This window comes from Enterobacter sp. CC120223-11 (assembly GCF_900215375.1).
Lineage (GTDB): Bacteria > Pseudomonadota > Gammaproteobacteria > Enterobacterales > Enterobacteriaceae > Scandinavium.
In genome coordinates, this window is record NZ_OBEF01000010.1 from 164,029 (window position 1) to 179,185 (window position 15,157).

The 15,157-nt window shown below is 54.2% G+C and carries 19 protein-coding genes; 14 read left to right on the forward strand and 5 right to left on the reverse strand.

Annotated elements, in window-relative coordinates; all coding sequences use genetic code 11:
• The first annotated feature begins 148 nt into the window (after window positions 1-148).
• On the forward strand, window positions 149-553 hold the full coding sequence (locus CRO87_RS13585) for an OsmC family protein (protein ID WP_097163476.1): 405 nt from the start codon (window positions 149-151) through the stop codon (window positions 551-553).
• Window positions 554-633: 80 nt separating this feature from the next.
• Here CRO87_RS13585 and CRO87_RS13590 read toward each other — a convergent pair whose 3' ends face one another.
• The 4 genes from CRO87_RS13590 to CRO87_RS13605 all read right to left on the reverse strand — a co-directional run bounded on the left by CRO87_RS13590 (window position 634) and on the right by CRO87_RS13605 (window position 4,774).
• On the reverse strand, window positions 634-1,497 hold the full coding sequence (locus CRO87_RS13590; protein WP_097163477.1) for a phosphoribulokinase: 864 nt from the start codon (window positions 1,495-1,497) through the stop codon (window positions 634-636).
• A 36-nt stretch (window positions 1,498-1,533) separates the two neighbouring features.
• Window positions 1,534-1,752 (reverse strand): YheU family protein, encoded by a 219-nt coding sequence (locus tag CRO87_RS13595; RefSeq protein ID WP_097163478.1) that lies wholly within the window; start codon window positions 1,750-1,752, stop codon window positions 1,534-1,536.
• Window positions 1,749-2,771 carry a hydrolase gene (locus CRO87_RS13600; RefSeq protein ID WP_097163479.1) on the reverse strand — a complete coding sequence of 341 codons (1,023 nt, stop codon included), beginning with the start codon at window positions 2,769-2,771 and terminating at the stop codon, window positions 1,749-1,751. The genes CRO87_RS13595 and CRO87_RS13600 overlap by 4 nt, the downstream gene beginning before the upstream one ends.
• Window positions 2,772-2,869: 98 nt before the next feature.
• The gene (locus CRO87_RS13605) at window positions 2,870-4,774 is read right to left on the reverse strand and encodes an ABC transporter ATP-binding protein (RefSeq protein WP_097163480.1); all 1,905 of its coding nucleotides are present in this window, start codon (window positions 4,772-4,774) and stop codon (window positions 2,870-2,872) included.
• 180 nt (window positions 4,775-4,954) lie between these two features.
• On the opposite strand from CRO87_RS13605, the gene kefG reads away from it, so the two are divergent.
• From kefG to slyD, 4 genes are all read left to right on the forward strand, one after another.
• Entirely contained in the window at window positions 4,955-5,506 is a 552-nt protein-coding gene (kefG, locus tag CRO87_RS13610; RefSeq protein ID WP_141398702.1) for a glutathione-regulated potassium-efflux system ancillary protein KefG, read from the forward strand.
• Window positions 5,506-7,311, forward strand: a complete 1,806-nt coding sequence (kefB, locus tag CRO87_RS13615; protein ID WP_097163482.1) for a glutathione-regulated potassium-efflux system protein KefB — start codon at window positions 5,506-5,508, stop codon at window positions 7,309-7,311. Before kefG ends, kefB begins: the two co-directional genes overlap by 1 nt.
• 11 nt (window positions 7,312-7,322) lie before the next feature.
• Entirely contained in the window at window positions 7,323-7,523 is a 201-nt protein-coding gene (locus CRO87_RS13620; RefSeq protein ID WP_097163483.1) for a YheV family putative zinc ribbon protein, read from the forward strand.
• Between the two features lie 94 nt (window positions 7,524-7,617).
• Window positions 7,618-8,199 (forward strand): peptidylprolyl isomerase, encoded by a 582-nt coding sequence (slyD, locus tag CRO87_RS13625; protein ID WP_097163484.1) that lies wholly within the window; start codon window positions 7,618-7,620, stop codon window positions 8,197-8,199.
• A 64-nt stretch (window positions 8,200-8,263) separates the two neighbouring features.
• Here slyD and CRO87_RS13630 read toward each other — a convergent pair whose 3' ends face one another.
• Entirely contained in the window at window positions 8,264-8,482 is a 219-nt protein-coding gene (locus tag CRO87_RS13630) for a protein SlyX (protein ID WP_097163485.1), read from the reverse strand.
• A gap of 215 nt (window positions 8,483-8,697) precedes the next feature.
• On the opposite strand from CRO87_RS13630, the gene fkpA reads away from it, so the two are divergent.
• From fkpA to CRO87_RS13675, 9 genes are all read left to right on the forward strand, one after another.
• Window positions 8,698-9,546 (forward strand): FKBP-type peptidyl-prolyl cis-trans isomerase, encoded by an 849-nt coding sequence (fkpA, locus tag CRO87_RS13635; protein WP_097163486.1) that lies wholly within the window; start codon window positions 8,698-8,700, stop codon window positions 9,544-9,546.
• A gap of 170 nt (window positions 9,547-9,716) precedes the next feature.
• On the forward strand, window positions 9,717-10,439 hold the full coding sequence (locus CRO87_RS13640; protein ID WP_097163487.1) for a transcriptional regulator: 723 nt from the start codon (window positions 9,717-9,719) through the stop codon (window positions 10,437-10,439).
• On the forward strand, window positions 10,439-10,825 hold the full coding sequence (gene tusD / locus CRO87_RS13645) for a sulfurtransferase complex subunit TusD (RefSeq protein WP_097163488.1): 387 nt from the start codon (window positions 10,439-10,441) through the stop codon (window positions 10,823-10,825). Before CRO87_RS13640 ends, tusD begins: the two co-directional genes overlap by 1 nt.
• Window positions 10,825-11,184: a sulfurtransferase complex subunit TusC gene (gene tusC, locus CRO87_RS13650; RefSeq protein WP_097163489.1), complete on the forward strand. Its 360-nt coding sequence runs from the start codon at window positions 10,825-10,827 to the stop codon at window positions 11,182-11,184. Before tusD ends, tusC begins: the two co-directional genes overlap by 1 nt.
• A 7-nt stretch (window positions 11,185-11,191) precedes the next feature.
• On the forward strand, window positions 11,192-11,479 hold the full coding sequence (gene tusB, locus CRO87_RS13655; protein WP_097163490.1) for a sulfurtransferase complex subunit TusB: 288 nt from the start codon (window positions 11,192-11,194) through the stop codon (window positions 11,477-11,479).
• 120 nt (window positions 11,480-11,599) lie between these two features.
• The gene (gene rpsL / locus CRO87_RS13660; protein WP_002436309.1) at window positions 11,600-11,974 is read left to right on the forward strand and encodes a 30S ribosomal protein S12; all 375 of its coding nucleotides are present in this window, start codon (window positions 11,600-11,602) and stop codon (window positions 11,972-11,974) included.
• Window positions 11,975-12,070: 96 nt separating this feature from the next.
• Window positions 12,071-12,541 carry a 30S ribosomal protein S7 gene (gene rpsG, locus CRO87_RS13665; RefSeq protein ID WP_097163491.1) on the forward strand — a complete coding sequence of 157 codons (471 nt, stop codon included), beginning with the start codon at window positions 12,071-12,073 and terminating at the stop codon, window positions 12,539-12,541.
• 96 nt (window positions 12,542-12,637) lie between these two features.
• Window positions 12,638-14,752: an elongation factor G gene (fusA, locus tag CRO87_RS13670; protein WP_097163492.1), complete on the forward strand. Its 2,115-nt coding sequence runs from the start codon at window positions 12,638-12,640 to the stop codon at window positions 14,750-14,752.
• 70 nt (window positions 14,753-14,822) lie between these two features.
• On the forward strand, window positions 14,823-15,157 hold a 335-nt coding region (locus tag CRO87_RS13675; RefSeq protein WP_000031698.1), incomplete at its 3' end, for a GTP-binding protein.

Here is a 15,157-nt window from a genome sequence, read left to right on the forward strand (position 1 = left end):
TTACTGTAGCATCCCGACTGTTTTAGCATAGCTTTTGCCGCCTGTCTCCTGGTGTCTCGCTTCAGCATGATGCACGTCGCCTTCCGTTGCGAGATTTGTTATGTGCGCGTAATCTGTCAGGAAATTTGATACTCAGGAGTTAACGATTATGCAAGCACGTGTGAAATGGGTTGAGGGGTTAACCTTCCTGGGCGAGTCCGCTTCCGGCCACCAGATCCTGATGGACGGCAACTCCGGGGACAAAGCACCAAGTCCGATGGAAATGGTGCTGATGGCGGCGGGTGGATGCAGCGCGATTGACGTGGTATCCATTCTGCAAAAAGGGCGTCATGACGTCACGGATTGCGAAGTGAAGCTGACCTCAGAGCGCCGCGAAGAAGCGCCGCGCTTGTTTACTCACATTAATCTGCACTTCATCGTGACCGGGAAAGATCTGAAAGAAGCCGCGGTATCCCGTGCGGTCGATCTCTCTGCGGAGAAATATTGCTCTGTGGCGCTGATGCTGGAGAAAGCTGCGAAGATCACCCACTCGTTTGAGGTGGTTGAAGGGTAATAGCGTGCGGCCTGCTGCCCTCTTTCACGGGGAGAGGGCGTAAAGACTAAAAACCTTCTCACAAGAGAAGGTTTTGCAGTTTACTTCCGGCCTTCCATCAGCCGCTCGACCAGCGGCGTCATAATCAGCTCCATCGCCAGCCCCATCTTCCCACCCGGCACGACCAAAGTATTCATATGAGAAATGAATGAGCCCTGCAGCATGGCCAGCAGCCAGGGGAAATCAATGTCGCCCAGATTCTGGAAATGGATGACCACAAAGCTTTCGTCGAGCGACGGAATGCTTTTGGCGGCGAACGGATTTGAAGTGTCGACCGTTGGCACTCGCTGGAAGTTGATGTGCGTGCGTGAGAACTGTGGCGTGATGTAGTTGATGTAGTCTTCCATCGAACGGACCACGGAATCCATCACTGCCTCGCGGGAATGCCCGCGCTCGCTCATGTCGCGGGTGAGCTTCTGGATCCATTCAAGGTTGACGATAGGCACCACGCCGACCAGTAAATCGACATGTTTCGCTACATCATGCTGAGGCGTTACCACGCCGCCGTGCAGTCCTTCATAAAACAGCACATCGGTGGGTTCAGGAAGCGGCTGCCACGGCGTGAAGGTTCCGGGCACCTGATTCCACGGCACCGCCTCATCGTAGGTGTGCAGGTATTTTCGCGACTGGCCTCGTCCGCTCTGGCCGTAGGTCAAAAACGTCTGTTCCAGCAGGCCAAAGTCGTTGGCATCCGGGCCAAAGTAGCTAATGTGACGGCCCATATCGCGCGCTTTGCGGATAGCCATGTCCATTTCAGGGCGGGTGTATCGGTGGAAGCTGTCGCCTTCCACTTCTGCGGCCCGCAGGCCGAGCTGAGCGAAGATTTTACGAAAGGCGAGGCTGGTGGTGGTGGTTCCTGCGCCGCTGGAGCCGGTCACGGCGATCACCGGGTGTTTGGCAGACATATCGACTCCCTGAATCAGCAATAGTGTTGAGTATAGTCAGCCGTGGAACTGGGTACGGGGCATGATATTCACCGTCTCGTGCAGTTCGGACCACACCAGAACGACGTCCCCACGCTGCAATTGTTGTTTTACGTCGGCGACTTTGTCTTCGAGCGAACGTTCATGTTCACCATAATCGGTGCCTTCGCGCAACACAAAGCTTTCAATCAGGTTTTCGAGCGTTTCGGGAGCCAGATCCTGCCAGGGAATAATCACAGGGCTTTCCCCAGAAAACGCATCAGCCAGTCGGGGATCCGCTTTTCGAGCCACATTTCAGGGTGACGCAGGGTGCCGCCGATAAAGCCAACGTGGCCGCCGTATTCTGTCAGCTGATACTGAATGTTTGTCGGGAGCTCTTCCTGGGCCGGAATAGAGTGATGATCCATAAAGGGATCGTCTTTGGCGTGAATGATCAGCGTCGGTTTGGTTATCTGACTCAGTACGGGCATGGCGCTGCACTGACGATAGTAGTCAATCGCATCGGCAAAACCGTGGATTTTCGAGGTGATCAGATCGTCAAACTCACGAATGCGGCGCACGCTTTTCAGGCGCTTCAAATCCACCGGCAGCGTGCCGGGGTAGGCTTTCAGCTTGCGTGCCGCATTGGCTTTTAGCAGGTTCAGCAGATAGCGCTGATACACCCGGGAGAAACCTTTGTCGATGTGATAACTACAGGCTTCCAGCATAAAGGGCGCGGAGACGATAACCGCGGCATCCAGCGGCGTATTGTCGCCTTCTTTCGCCAACAGGCACCCAAGCATGTTGCCGCCGAGGGAATAACCCACCGCTGCGGTCGGTACTTCGCCAAACTCTCTGCGCATCCAGGAGAGGAACCAGGTGCCATCTTCGGTTTCGCCGGAATGGTAGATACGCTCTTTGCGATTTGGCTCACCGCTGCAGCCGCGAAAATGCATCACCACACCGAGCCAGCCGCGCTGCTTTGCCGCGTTAATCAGGCCGTGCGCGTAAGGGCTGTAGAGGCTTCCTTCCAGGCCGTGAAAGACCACAAGGCGAGGCTTATGACGGGCTTGTTCAGGGTCTTCACTCCAGGCCAGATCGACAAAATCCCCGTCCGGCAACTCAAGGCGCTGCCAGTGCGGCGTGAACAGGACTTTACGGCGAATCAGGCGCGGCAGCATCGTCTGCAGGTGGCAGTTGCTGACGCCTTTCATCGGCACAAAGGTGTCACTCTCCTGAGGAGGGATGTCAAAATCTACTGGGGTGATTTGAGCCATTACTCTTACGCTACTGTGGTGAAAAACCCGTCTACTATACCGTCATGACGGTTTCGTGTTTATGAAAATGAGCCGCGGTATGCTTTTATCGAACTTTTTCACTCTTCCTGAAGCATGTTTTCCAGCTGCTCGTGCGCGTCAAGCCACGCCATTTCACACTCTTCCAGCCCCGATTTCGCGCTGGCCTGCTGCTGCAGACACTCGGTCAGTTCCGCTTTACGCGACTGATCGTACAGGCCGCTGTCGCCAAGCTTTTCTTCCGCGGCGGCAAGTTTGGTGTTGAGCTTCTCCATCTCTTTTTCCAGACGGGTGATCTCTTTGCGCAGCGGCTGCGTCAGGGTTCGGAGTTCCGCTTCACGCCGCTTCTGATCTTTACGCGCCTGAGCGCTGTTGGCGTTATCTTTTGGCGCTTCGTCAGGCTGATTTTCCTGCTTTTGCACGTCAGTCAGCCACTGTTGGTAGTCTTCCAGATCGCCGTCAAAAGGTTCCACTTTCGCATCGTGAACCAGATAGAGGTCGTCGGTGGTGGAACGCAGCAGATGGCGATCGTGCGAAACCACGACCAGCGCGCCTTCAAATTCGATTAATGCCTCGGTCAGCGCCTGGCGCATATCGAGATCGAGGTGGTTGGTCGGTTCATCGAGCAGCAGCAGGTTCGGGCGCTGCCAGACGATCAGCGCCAGCACCAGGCGGGCCTTCTCACCGCCAGAGAAACGGCGCGTTTCTTCACTGACTTTATCGCCCTGGAAGCCGAAGCCCCCGAGGTAATCGCGCAGCTGCTGTTCCAGTACCTGCGGCGCCATGCGTGCGAGATGCTGAAGCGGGGATTCGTCGGCGCGTAAAAATTCCAGCTGATGCTGGGCGAAGTAGCCGAGCTTGATGCCTTTCGCCAGACCAATCTCGCCGCTCTGCGCGGCCAGTTCACCCGCCAGCAGTTTAATCAGCGTGGATTTACCGGCCCCGTTTCGGCCTAACAGACCGATACGTGAACCCGGCACCAGGTTGAGCTTAATGGAGTCCAGAATGGTGCGGTCGCCATACCCGGCACTCACTTTTTCCATTTTCAACAGCGGGTTCGGCAGGCTTTCCGGCTGGCGGAAGCTGAACTGGAATGGGTTATCGACGTGAGCCGGGGCAATCAGCTCCATGCGTTCCAGCATTTTCACGCGGCTTTGCGCCTGTTTGGCTTTTGAGGCTTTGGCCTTAAAGCGGTCGATAAAGCTTTGCAGGTGCGCCACTTTTTGCTGCTGGCTTTCATACATCGACTGCTGCTGAGACAGGCGCGTGGCGCGCTGGATCTCAAACGAGGAATAGTTGCCGGTGTACTCAAACATCGACTGCTGCTCGATATGAATAATTTTGCCGACCACCGGATCGAGGAAATCACGGTCGTGGGAAATCAGGATCAGCGTGCCCTGATAGCTTTTCAGCCACTTCTCAAGCCAGATAACCGCATCGAGATCGAGGTGGTTTGTTGGCTCATCGAGCAGCAGCAGGTCAGAGCGGCAAATCAGCGCCTGGGCCAGGTTCAGACGCATCCGCCAGCCGCCGGAGAAATCGCTGGTTGGACGTTCCAGTTGTTCATTGCTGAAGCCCAGGCCGTGCAGAAGGCTGGAGGCTCGGGAGCGAATGGTCCAGGCATCGATGGCGTCCAGCTTGCCGTGAACGGTGGCGATGGCGTGGCCGTCATTGCGTTCGTTGGCGGCGTTCAGCTCAGCTTCCAGCTGGCGATATTCGCGGTCGCCGTCGATCACATAGTCGAGTGCGGGCTGCGGCAGTGCCGGAGTTTCCTGGTTCACCCAGGCCAGCTGCCAGTTGCCGGGATAGGTGAAGCTCCCGCCGTCGGCGCTAATCTCGTTCTTTAACAGCGACAGCAGCGTGGATTTGCCGCAGCCGTTTTTTCCCACCAGGCCAACTTTTTGCCCGGGGTTAATGGTGGCTGTGGCGTTATCCAGCAGGACACGCACGCCGCGACGAATTTGTAACGAGGAGAAAACAATCATAAGGCGCCGTATGTTCAGACTATGTTAAATTGTCATTATGATAATGTAGTGTGGTGACGCAGCGCGACACCGGGCGGCAATGGTAGCCCAAAACAATAACGTCAGACAAAAGTATTCAGGCTCCTTCGGGAACGTACCAGAGGAAAAAGGCCTGATTGTTCTTATACCGGGAGGGGAATGATGTCAGAGCCAGCAAAAGTTTTGCTGCTGTATGCCCATCCGGAATCTCAGGACTCGGTGGCCAACCGGGTTTTGCTCAAACCGGCACAACAGCTTGAAAATGTGACCGTACACGACCTGTACGCGCACTATCCTGATTTTTTTATCGACATTCCGCGCGAGCAAAAGCTGCTCCAGGAACATGATGTGATCGTGTTCCAGCACCCGCTTTATACCTACAGCTGCCCGGCGCTGCTGAAAGAGTGGCTCGACCGCGTGCTGAGCCGTGGCTTTGCCAGCGGGCCGGGTGGGAATCAGCTGGCGGGAAAGTACTGGCGTAGCGTCATCACCACCGGGGAACCGGAGAGTGCCTATCGCCACGATTCCCTGAACCGCTACTCAATGAATGACATTTTGCGGCCGTTCGAGCTCACGGCAGGGCTGTGCCGCATGCACTGGATGAATCCGATTATTGTCTACTGGGCGCGTCGTCAGCCTCCGGAAGAGCTGGCGAGTCACGCCAGAGCTTACGGCGACTGGCTGGCTAATCCTGTTAATGCGGGAGGCCGCTAATGGAAGGCTCAGATCTGTTACTGGCCGGGGTGCTTTTCCTCTTTGCCGCCGTGGCTGCCGTACCGCTGGCTTCTCGCCTGGGTATTGGCCCGGTGCTGGGTTACCTGCTGGCGGGCATTGCCATCGGCCCGTGGGGATTAGGTTTCATCAGCGACGTGGACGAAATTCTGCATTTCTCCGAGCTCGGCGTGGTGTTCCTGATGTTTATCATCGGGCTGGAGCTGAATCCGTCGAAGCTGTGGCAGCTGCGGCGTTCCATTTTTGGTATCGGTGCGGCGCAGGTTTTGCTGAGTGCCGCGCTGCTTGCCGCTTTGCTAATGCTGACAAAATTCTCCTGGCAGGCGGCGGTTATTGGCGGTATTGGCCTGGCGATGTCGTCGACCGCCATGGCGCTGCAGCTGATGCGCGAAAAGGGCATGAACCGCAACGAAGGCGGGCAGCTTGGCTTTTCCGTCCTGCTGTTCCAGGATCTGGCGGTGATCCCGGCGTTGGCACTGGTGCCGCTGTTGGCCGGGGCCGGGGATGAACATCCTGACTGGATCAAGCTTGGCATGAAGGTGCTGGCGTTTGCCGGAATGTTGATTGGCGGGCGTTATCTGCTGCGTCCGGTGTTTCGTTTCATCGCCGGTTCAGGCGTGCGTGAAGTGTTCACGGCGGCGACGTTGCTGCTGGTACTGGGCTCCGCGTTATTTATGGATTCTCTTGGCCTGTCGATGGCCCTCGGCACCTTTATCGCAGGTGTGTTGCTGGCAGAAAGCGAATACCGACATGAACTGGAGATCGCCATCGAGCCGTTCAAGGGGCTTCTGCTGGGGCTGTTCTTTATTTCTGTCGGGATGGCGCTCAATCTGGGTATCCTTTATACCCACCTCCTGCTGGTGCTGGCGGGCGTGATTGTGCTGGTAGCGGTGAAATATCTGGTGCTGTATCTGCTGGCGCGGCTGTACGGTTTACGGAGTTCGGAGCGCACGCAGTTTGCTGGCGTCCTGAGCCAGGGCGGGGAGTTTGCCTTCGTGCTGTTTTCTACGGCGTCGTCGCAGCGCCTTTTCGACCACGATCAAATGGCGCTGCTGCTGGTGACGGTCACGCTGTCGATGATGACCACGCCGCTGCTGATGAAAATTGTCGATAAAGTCCTGTCACGTCGCTTCAACGGCCCGGAAGATGAAGACGAAGCGCCGTGGGTGGAAGACGATAAGCCGCAGGTGATTGTGGTCGGTTTTGGACGTTTTGGGCAGGTGATTGGTCGCCTGCTGATGGCGAATAAAATGCGCATTACCGTGCTGGAGCGAGATATCAGCGCGGTTAACCTGATGCGCAAGTATGGGTATAAAGTCTATTACGGCGACGCTACGCAGATTGAGCTGCTACGTTCGGCGGGTGCAGAAGAGGCGGAGTCGATAGTGATCACCTGTAATGCACCGGAAGACACCATGAAGCTGGTGGAGATTTGCCAGCAGCATTTCCCGCATTTGCACATACTGGCCCGCGCACGAGGCCGTGTTGAAGCCCACGAACTCTTGCAGGCAGGCGTGAAGCAGTTCTCCCGTGAAACATTTTCCAGTGCGCTGGAGTTGGGGCGCAAAGCACTCATTACGTTAGGCATGCACCCGCATCAGGCGCATCGCGCGCAACAGCATTTCCGTCGTCTGGATATGCGCATGCTACGTGAGCTAATGCCGATTCATACTGATACGCAGCAAATCTCCCGAGTGCGAGAGGCACGGCGCGAGCTGGAAGAGATTTTCCAACGCGAAATGCAGCAGGAACGACGCCAGCTGGACGGCTGGGACGAATTTGAATAAGAAGGTGAGCAATGGCAATCCGAAAACGATTTATCGCCGGGGCAAAATGCCCCTCGTGCCAGGAGCAGGATACGCTGGCGATGTGGCGCGAGAATAATGTCGATATTGTTGAATGCGTTAAGTGCGGTCACCAGATGCGGGAGGCGGATAAGCAGGCCCGCGAGCACGTGCGCAAAGACGAGCAAGTGATAGGCATTTTCCATCCCGAGTAGCGATCCGTGCTGTCTTTTTTTAAGCTTAGGGGTACACGGGTGCAGAATTCCGCTACAATCTGCGCCACTATTCTTCCCATGCTCAGGAGATATCATGAAAGTAGCAAAAGACCTGGTGGTCAGCCTGGCCTATCAGGTACGTACAGAAGACGGTGTGTTGGTTGATGAGTCTCCGGTAAGCGCGCCGCTCGACTACCTGCATGGTCACGGTTCCCTGATCTCTGGCCTGGAAAAAGCGCTGGAAGGTCACGAAGTAGGTGATAAATTCGACGTTGAAGTTGGCGCGAACGATGCCTACGGTCAGTACGATGAAAACCTGGTACAGCGCGTACCGAAAGACGTCTTCATGGGCGTTGACGAGCTGCAGGTTGGCATGCGCTTCCTGGCAGAAACTGACCAGGGTCCGGTACCGGTTGAAATCACCGAAGTGGAAGACGACCACGTTGTGGTTGACGGCAACCACATGCTGGCTGGCCAGAACCTGAAATTCCACGTAGAAGTTGTTGCGATGCGTGAAGCGACCGAAGAAGAGCTGGCTCATGGCCACGTTCACGGCGCGCACGACCATCACCACGATCACGACCATGACGGTTGCTGCGGTGGCCACGGCCACGATCACGGCGACCATGAACATGGCAAAGGTGGTTGCGGTAACGGTGGCTGCGGCTGCCACTAATCTGTTTCGCCCTCGGGCGCTCAGATTAATGATAAAAAGCGGGGAAACCCGCTTTTTTTACGCCTCAATAGTGGGGCGGTGGGGTTTCTTCGGACTGAGACGCCATGTGCGACGGCTGGCTGGCTTTCAGTTTTTCGACCATCAGGCGCAGATTATCGCGCATTTTCGCCATTTCGATTTCGTGGGCGGTCACCGTCTGGTTGAGGTCTTCAATGGTGATTTCCTGAAACGCCAGTCGGCTTTCAAGCTCAGCCAGACGCGCTTCTAATGTTAATTCGCTCATGATTCACCTCTTATGTCATTGCGCGGCGGATTCTACTTGAGTTTCCCCTCAGGTGCAGCCATATAACTCTTTGCACGAAACTTATTTACACAAAAAGAGTCTCAAAAGATTCGAGAATACAGAGCGTTCGTATGTAGATTTCTTCTACAACGTTTTATAGTACGCTACTTACTGACGAAACCCTGGGGTGAGATGCCCCGGCCCTGGAGAAATGGATGAAATCACTGTTTAAAGTAACGCTTCTGGCAACCACGATGGCCGTTGCACTGAATGCCCCAATGACCTTTGCGGCCGATGCTGCTGCAGCAAAAGCGGCTCCGGCTGCCGATGCGGCTAAAGCTGCTCCTGCTGGCCTGAATGCTGCATTCAAAACCGACGACCAGCAGTCTGCTTATGCACTGGGTGCATCTCTGGGTCGTTACATGGAAAACTCCCTGAAAGAGCAGGAAAAGCTGGGCATCAAACTGGATAAAGCTCAGCTGATCGCCGGTGTTCAGGATGCGTTTGCTGATAAGAGCAAGCTTTCTGACCAGGAAATTGAGCAGACTCTGCAAGCTTTTGAAACTCGCGTGAAAACTTCTGCACAGCAGAAAATGGAAAAAGACGCGGCTGAAAGCGAAGCCAAAGGCAAAGCCTACCGTGATACCTTCGCTAAAGAGAAAGGGGTTAAGACCTCCTCTACTGGCCTGATGTACAAAGTTGAGAAAGAAGGTACCGGCGATGCGCCGAAAGACAGCGATACCGTGGTGGTGAACTACAAAGGTACGCTGATCGACGGTAAAGAGTTCGATAACTCCTACACCCGCGGCGAGCCGCTGTCATTCCGCCTGGACGGCGTGATCCCAGGCTGGACTGAAGGCCTGAAAAACATCAAGAAAGGTGGCAAGATCAAGCTGGTTATTCCACCGGATCTGGCTTACGGCAAAACCGGCGTCCCTGGTATTCCGGCTAACTCCACCCTGGTGTTTGACGTTGAGCTGCTGGATATCAAACCAGCAGCGAAAGCGGATGCAGCCCCTGCAGCCGCGGCAGATGATAAAGCAGCTGCTGCCAGCCAAAAATAAGTCGCTGAAAACCGCCGTCCGAAAGGGCGGCGGTTTTTTATTGGGTGCAATATAATTAACACTGGAAAGCGCTTGGTGTGCGTATTACCTTAGATGCCTCAATTTTGATGATGATATGAGCCTGCCCTGACAACCTAACGACAGGCTCCTGAAAAGGAGTGCTTTTTTACATGTCCAGGTCGCTTTTAACCAACGAAACCAGCGAACTCGATCTGCTGGATCAACGTCCTTTCGACCAGACCGATTTTGATATTCTGAAATCCTACGAAGCGGTTGTGGACGGGTTAGCGATGCTCATTGGCTCCCATTGTGAAATCGTGCTGCACTCTTTGCAGGATCTCAAATGTTCCGCCATCCGTATTGCCAACGGTGAACACACCGGCCGTAAAGTCGGCTCCCCTATTACTGACTTAGCGTTGCGTATGCTGCACGACATGACCGGCGCAGACAGCAGCGTGTCAAAATGTTATTTCACCCGTGCAAAAAGCGGTGTGCTGATGAAGTCGCTGACTATCGCGATTCGTAACCGCGAGCAGCGGGTCATTGGGCTATTGTGCATTAACATGAACCTCGACGTACCTTTCTCGCAAATCATGGGCACCTTTATTCCGCCGGAAACGCCGGAAGCGGATTCTCAGGTGAACTTTGCCTCCTCCGTTGAGGACCTGGTGACACAGACTCTGGAGTTCACCATTGAAGAGGTCAACGCCGATCGCAACGTGTCTAACAACGCTAAAAATCGTCAGATCGTGCTTAATCTCTACGAGAAAGGGATCTTCGATATTAAGGATGCGATTAACCAGGTCGCCGATCGTCTAAACATCTCCAAACACACGGTTTATCTCTATATTCGCCAGTTCAAAAGCGGCGATTTCCAGGGGCAAGAGAAGTAATGCGTTTTGCCCTGATGGTGACGGGGCCGGCATACGGCACCCAGCAGTCCAGCAGCGCATGGCAGTTTGCCAACGCTTTGCTGGCTGAAGGCCATGAACTTGCCAGCGTATTTTTTTATCGTGAAGGCGTTTACAACGCCAATCAGCTGACCGCCCCGGCAAACGACGAGTTTGACCTGGTGCGCGGCTGGCAATCTCTGCATGAAAAGCACGGCGTGTCGCTGCATATCTGCGTAGCAGCGGCTTTGCGTCGCGGTGTGACGGATGAAACGGAAGCTCAGCAGTTGGGTCTTCCTGCGGCCAACCTGCAGCCAGGTTTCATGTTGAGCGGGCTCGGTGCGCTGGCGGAAGCCTCGCTGACCTGCGATCGGATGGTGCAATTCTGATGAAACGCGTTGCATTCATTTTTATGACGCCGCCGCACGGCAGCAGCGCCGGACGAGAGGGGCTCGACGCGCTTCTGGCAACTTCGGCGCTGACGGAAGAGATTGGCGTCTTCTTTGTTGGTGATGGCGTTTTGCAGATCCTTAGCGCGCAAAAACCTGAAACAATTCTGATGCGCGACTACATCCCGACCTTCAAACTGATGGCGCTTTACGATATCGAAAGCTGCTGGACCTGCGCGGCGTCGCTGCGTGAGCGTGGCCTGAGCGAATCATCTTCCTTTATTATCGAGTCTGAGGTTCTGGAGCCGGATGCGCTTCGCCAGCAGCTCGATACCTTTGATGTGATTTTACGGTTCTGAGGCCACGATGCTGCACACGCTTAGTTACTCTCCCTGGCAACACGATATCAGCGCCCAGCTTCGCTTAGTGAAAGCTGGGGACGATTTGCTGCTGTTGTCCGATGGCGTCATAGTGGCGCTGGAAGGCAGCCGCTTCCTTGATATTCTCCGCGCCGCCCCCATTAACTTACATGCGTTGAATGAGGACATTGAGGCCCGCGGCCTCACTGGTCAAATTTCGAGCGACGTCGTCAGGGTTAGCTATACTGACTTCGTCAGGCTCACGATCCAGCATGCCGGGCAACTCACCTGGTAGCAGATCGTTGTATATTTCTTGACACCCTTTCGACGTGGCCCTAAAATTTCGCGTCCTCATATTATATGAGGCGATTTATTACGTGTTTACGAAGCAAAAGCTAAAACCAGGAGCTATTTAATGGCAACAGTTAACCAGCTGGTTCGCAAACCACGCTCACGCAAAGTTGCAAAAAGCAACGTGCCTGCGCTGGAAGCCTGCCCGCAGAAACGTGGCGTATGTACTCGTGTATATACCACCACTCCTAAGAAACCAAACTCCGCACTGCGTAAAGTATGCCGTGTGCGTTTGACCAACGGTTTTGAAGTGACTTCCTACATCGGTGGTGAAGGTCACAACCTGCAGGAACACTCCGTGATCCTGATCCGTGGCGGTCGTGTAAAAGACCTCCCGGGTGTTCGCTACCACACCGTTCGTGGTGCGCTTGACTGCTCCGGTGTTAAAGACCGTAAGCAAGCTCGCTCCAAGTATGGCGTGAAGCGTCCTAAGGCTTAATGGTTCTCCGTTAAGTAAGGCCAAACTGATTTATCTTAATGTCAAACTAAACTCTTTGAGTTTTGGACAATCCTGAATTAACAACGGAGTATTCCCATGCCACGTCGTCGCGTCATTGGTCAGCGTAAAATCCTTCCGGATCCTAAGTTCGGATCAGAGCTGCTGGCTAAATTTGTAAATATCCTGATGGTAGATGGTAAAAAATCTACTGCAGAAGCAATCGTATACAGCGCGCTGGAGACCCTGGCTCAGCGCTCTGGTAAAAACTCACTGGAAGCATTCGAAGTCGCTCTGGACAACGTCCGTCCGACCGTCGAAGTTAAGTCCCGCCGCGTAGGTGGTTCTACTTATCAGGTTCCAGTTGAAGTTCGTCCGGTTCGTCGTAATGCCCTGGCAATGCGTTGGATCGTTGAAGCTGCTCGTAAACGCGGTGATAAATCCATGGCCCTGCGTCTGGCGAACGAACTCACTGACGCTGCAGACAACAAAGGTACTGCAGTTAAGAAACGTGAAGACGTTCACCGTATGGCAGAAGCCAACAAGGCGTTCGCTCACTACCGTTGGTAATCCCTTCGGAGTGTTAGTCCCCAGGCGAGCGCTTCACGTAAGTCGCTCGCTTTGGGTTACTTAATTGAACGTCTAAAGAAACAAACGAGGAATCAAATGGCTCGTACAACACCCATCGCACGCTATCGTAACATCGGTATCAGTGCGCACATCGACGCCGGTAAAACCACTACTACCGAACGTATCCTGTTCTACACCGGTGTAAACCACAAAATCGGTGAAGTTCACGACGGCGCCGCAACCATGGACTGGATGGAGCAGGAGCAGGAGCGTGGTATTACCATCACCTCCGCAGCGACCACTGCATTCTGGTCTGGTATGGCGAAGCAGTATGAACCGCATCGCGTAAACATCATCGACACCCCGGGCCACGTTGACTTCACCATCGAAGTAGAACGTTCCATGCGTGTTCTTGACGGTGCGGTAATGGTTTACTGCGCAGTTGGTGGTGTTCAGCCACAGTCTGAAACCGTATGGCGTCAGGCTAACAAATATAAAGTTCCACGCATCGCGTTCGTTAACAAAATGGACCGTATGGGTGCTAACTTCCTGAAAGTTGTTGGTCAGATCAAATCCCGTCTGGGCGCGAACCCTGTTCCGCTGCAGCTGGCAATTGGTGCTGAAGAAGGTTTCACCGGTGTTGTTGACCTGGTGAAAATGAAAGCCATCAACTGGAACGATGCCGATCAGGGCGTAACCTTCGAATACGAAGATATCCCGGCTGAGATGCAGGACCTGGCTGACGAATGGCACCAGAACCTGATCGAATCCGCTGCGGAAGCGTCTGAAGAGCTGATGGAGAAATACCTGGGCGGCGAAGAGCTGACCGAGGAAGAAATCAAAGTTGCTCTGCGTCAGCGCGTGCTGAACAACGAAATCATCCTTGTTACCTGTGGTTCTGCGTTTAAGAACAAAGGTGTTCAGGCGATGCTGGATGCGGTAATTGATTACCTGCCATCCCCAGTTGACGTACCGGCGATCAACGGTCTGCTGGACGACGGTAAAGATACCCCGGCTGAGCGTCACGCAAGTGATGAAGAGCCGTTCGCGGCACTGGCGTTCAAAATCGCAACCGACCCGTTCGTTGGTAACCTGACGTTCTTCCGTGTGTACTCAGGTGTGGTTAACTCCGGTGATACCGTTTATAACCCAGTGAAATCTGCTCGTGAGCGTTTCGGTCGTATCGTTCAGATGCACGCTAACAAACGCGAAGAGATCAAAGAAGTTCGCGCGGGTGACATTGCTGCAGCAATCGGTCTGAAAGACGTGACCACAGGTGACACCATCTGTGATCCGGACAACGTGATCATTCTGGAGCGTATGGAATTCCCTGAGCCGGTAATCTCCATCGCCGTTGAGCCGAAAACCAAAGCTGACCAGGAAAAAATGGGTCTGGCTCTGGGTCGTCTGGCTAAAGAAGACCCGTCATTCCGCGTATGGACTGACGAAGAGTCTAACCAGACCATCATCGCTGGTATGGGTGAACTGCACCTCGACATCATCGTTGACCGCATGAAGCGTGAATTCAACGTTGAAGCGAACGTCGGTAAACCTCAGGTTGCTTACCGTGAAGCGATTCGCGCGAAAGTTACCGATATCGAAGGTAAACACGCCAAGCAGTCTGGTGGTCGTGGTCAGTACGGTCATGTTGTTATCGACATGTACCCACTGGAGCCGGGCTCAAATCCGAAAGGCTATGAGTTCATCAACGACATCAAAGGTGGTGTAATTCCTGGTGAATTCATCCCTGCCGTTGATAAAGGCATCCAGGAGCAGCTGAAAGCAGGTCCGCTGGCTGGTTACCCGGTTGTTGATCTCGGTGTGCGTCTGCACTTCGGTTCATACCATGACGTTGACTCCTCCGAGCTGGCGTTTAAACTGGCCGCTTCTATCGCCTTCAAAGATGGCTTTAAGAAAGCAAAACCAGTTCTGCTTGAGCCAATCATGAAGGTTGAAGTAGAGACTCCGGAAGAGAACACCGGTGATGTTATCGGTGACCTTAGCCGTCGTCGTGGTCAGCTGAAAGGTCAGGAATCCAACGCTACTGGCGTACAGATTCATGCTGAAGTTCCGCTGTCTGAAATGTTCGGATATGCAACTCAGCTGCGTTCTCTGACCAAAGGTCGTGCTTCTTACTCCATGGAGTTCCTGAAGTATGACGACGCGCCGAACAACGTTGCTCAGGCCGTTATCGAAGCTCGTGGCAAATAAGTCGCAAGTTAACAACTAATGTCCCGTGCTCTCTCCTTGAGGGGAGAGCACTATAGTAAGGAATATAGCCGTGTCTAAAGAAAAATTTGAACGTACAAAACCGCACGTCAACGTTGGTACTATCGGCCACGTTGACCACGGTAAAACCACTCTGACTGCTGCAATCACTACCGTACTGGCTAAAACCTACGGCGGTGCTGCTCGCGCATTCGACCAGATCGATAACGCACCAGAAGAAAAAGCTCGTGGTATCACCATCAACACTTCCCACGTTGAATATGACACCCCGACTCGCCACTACGCACACGTAGACTGCCCGGGCCACGCCGACTATGTTAAAAACATGATCACCGGTGCTGCTCAGATGGATGGCGCAATCCTGGTTGTTGCTGCGACTGACGGCCC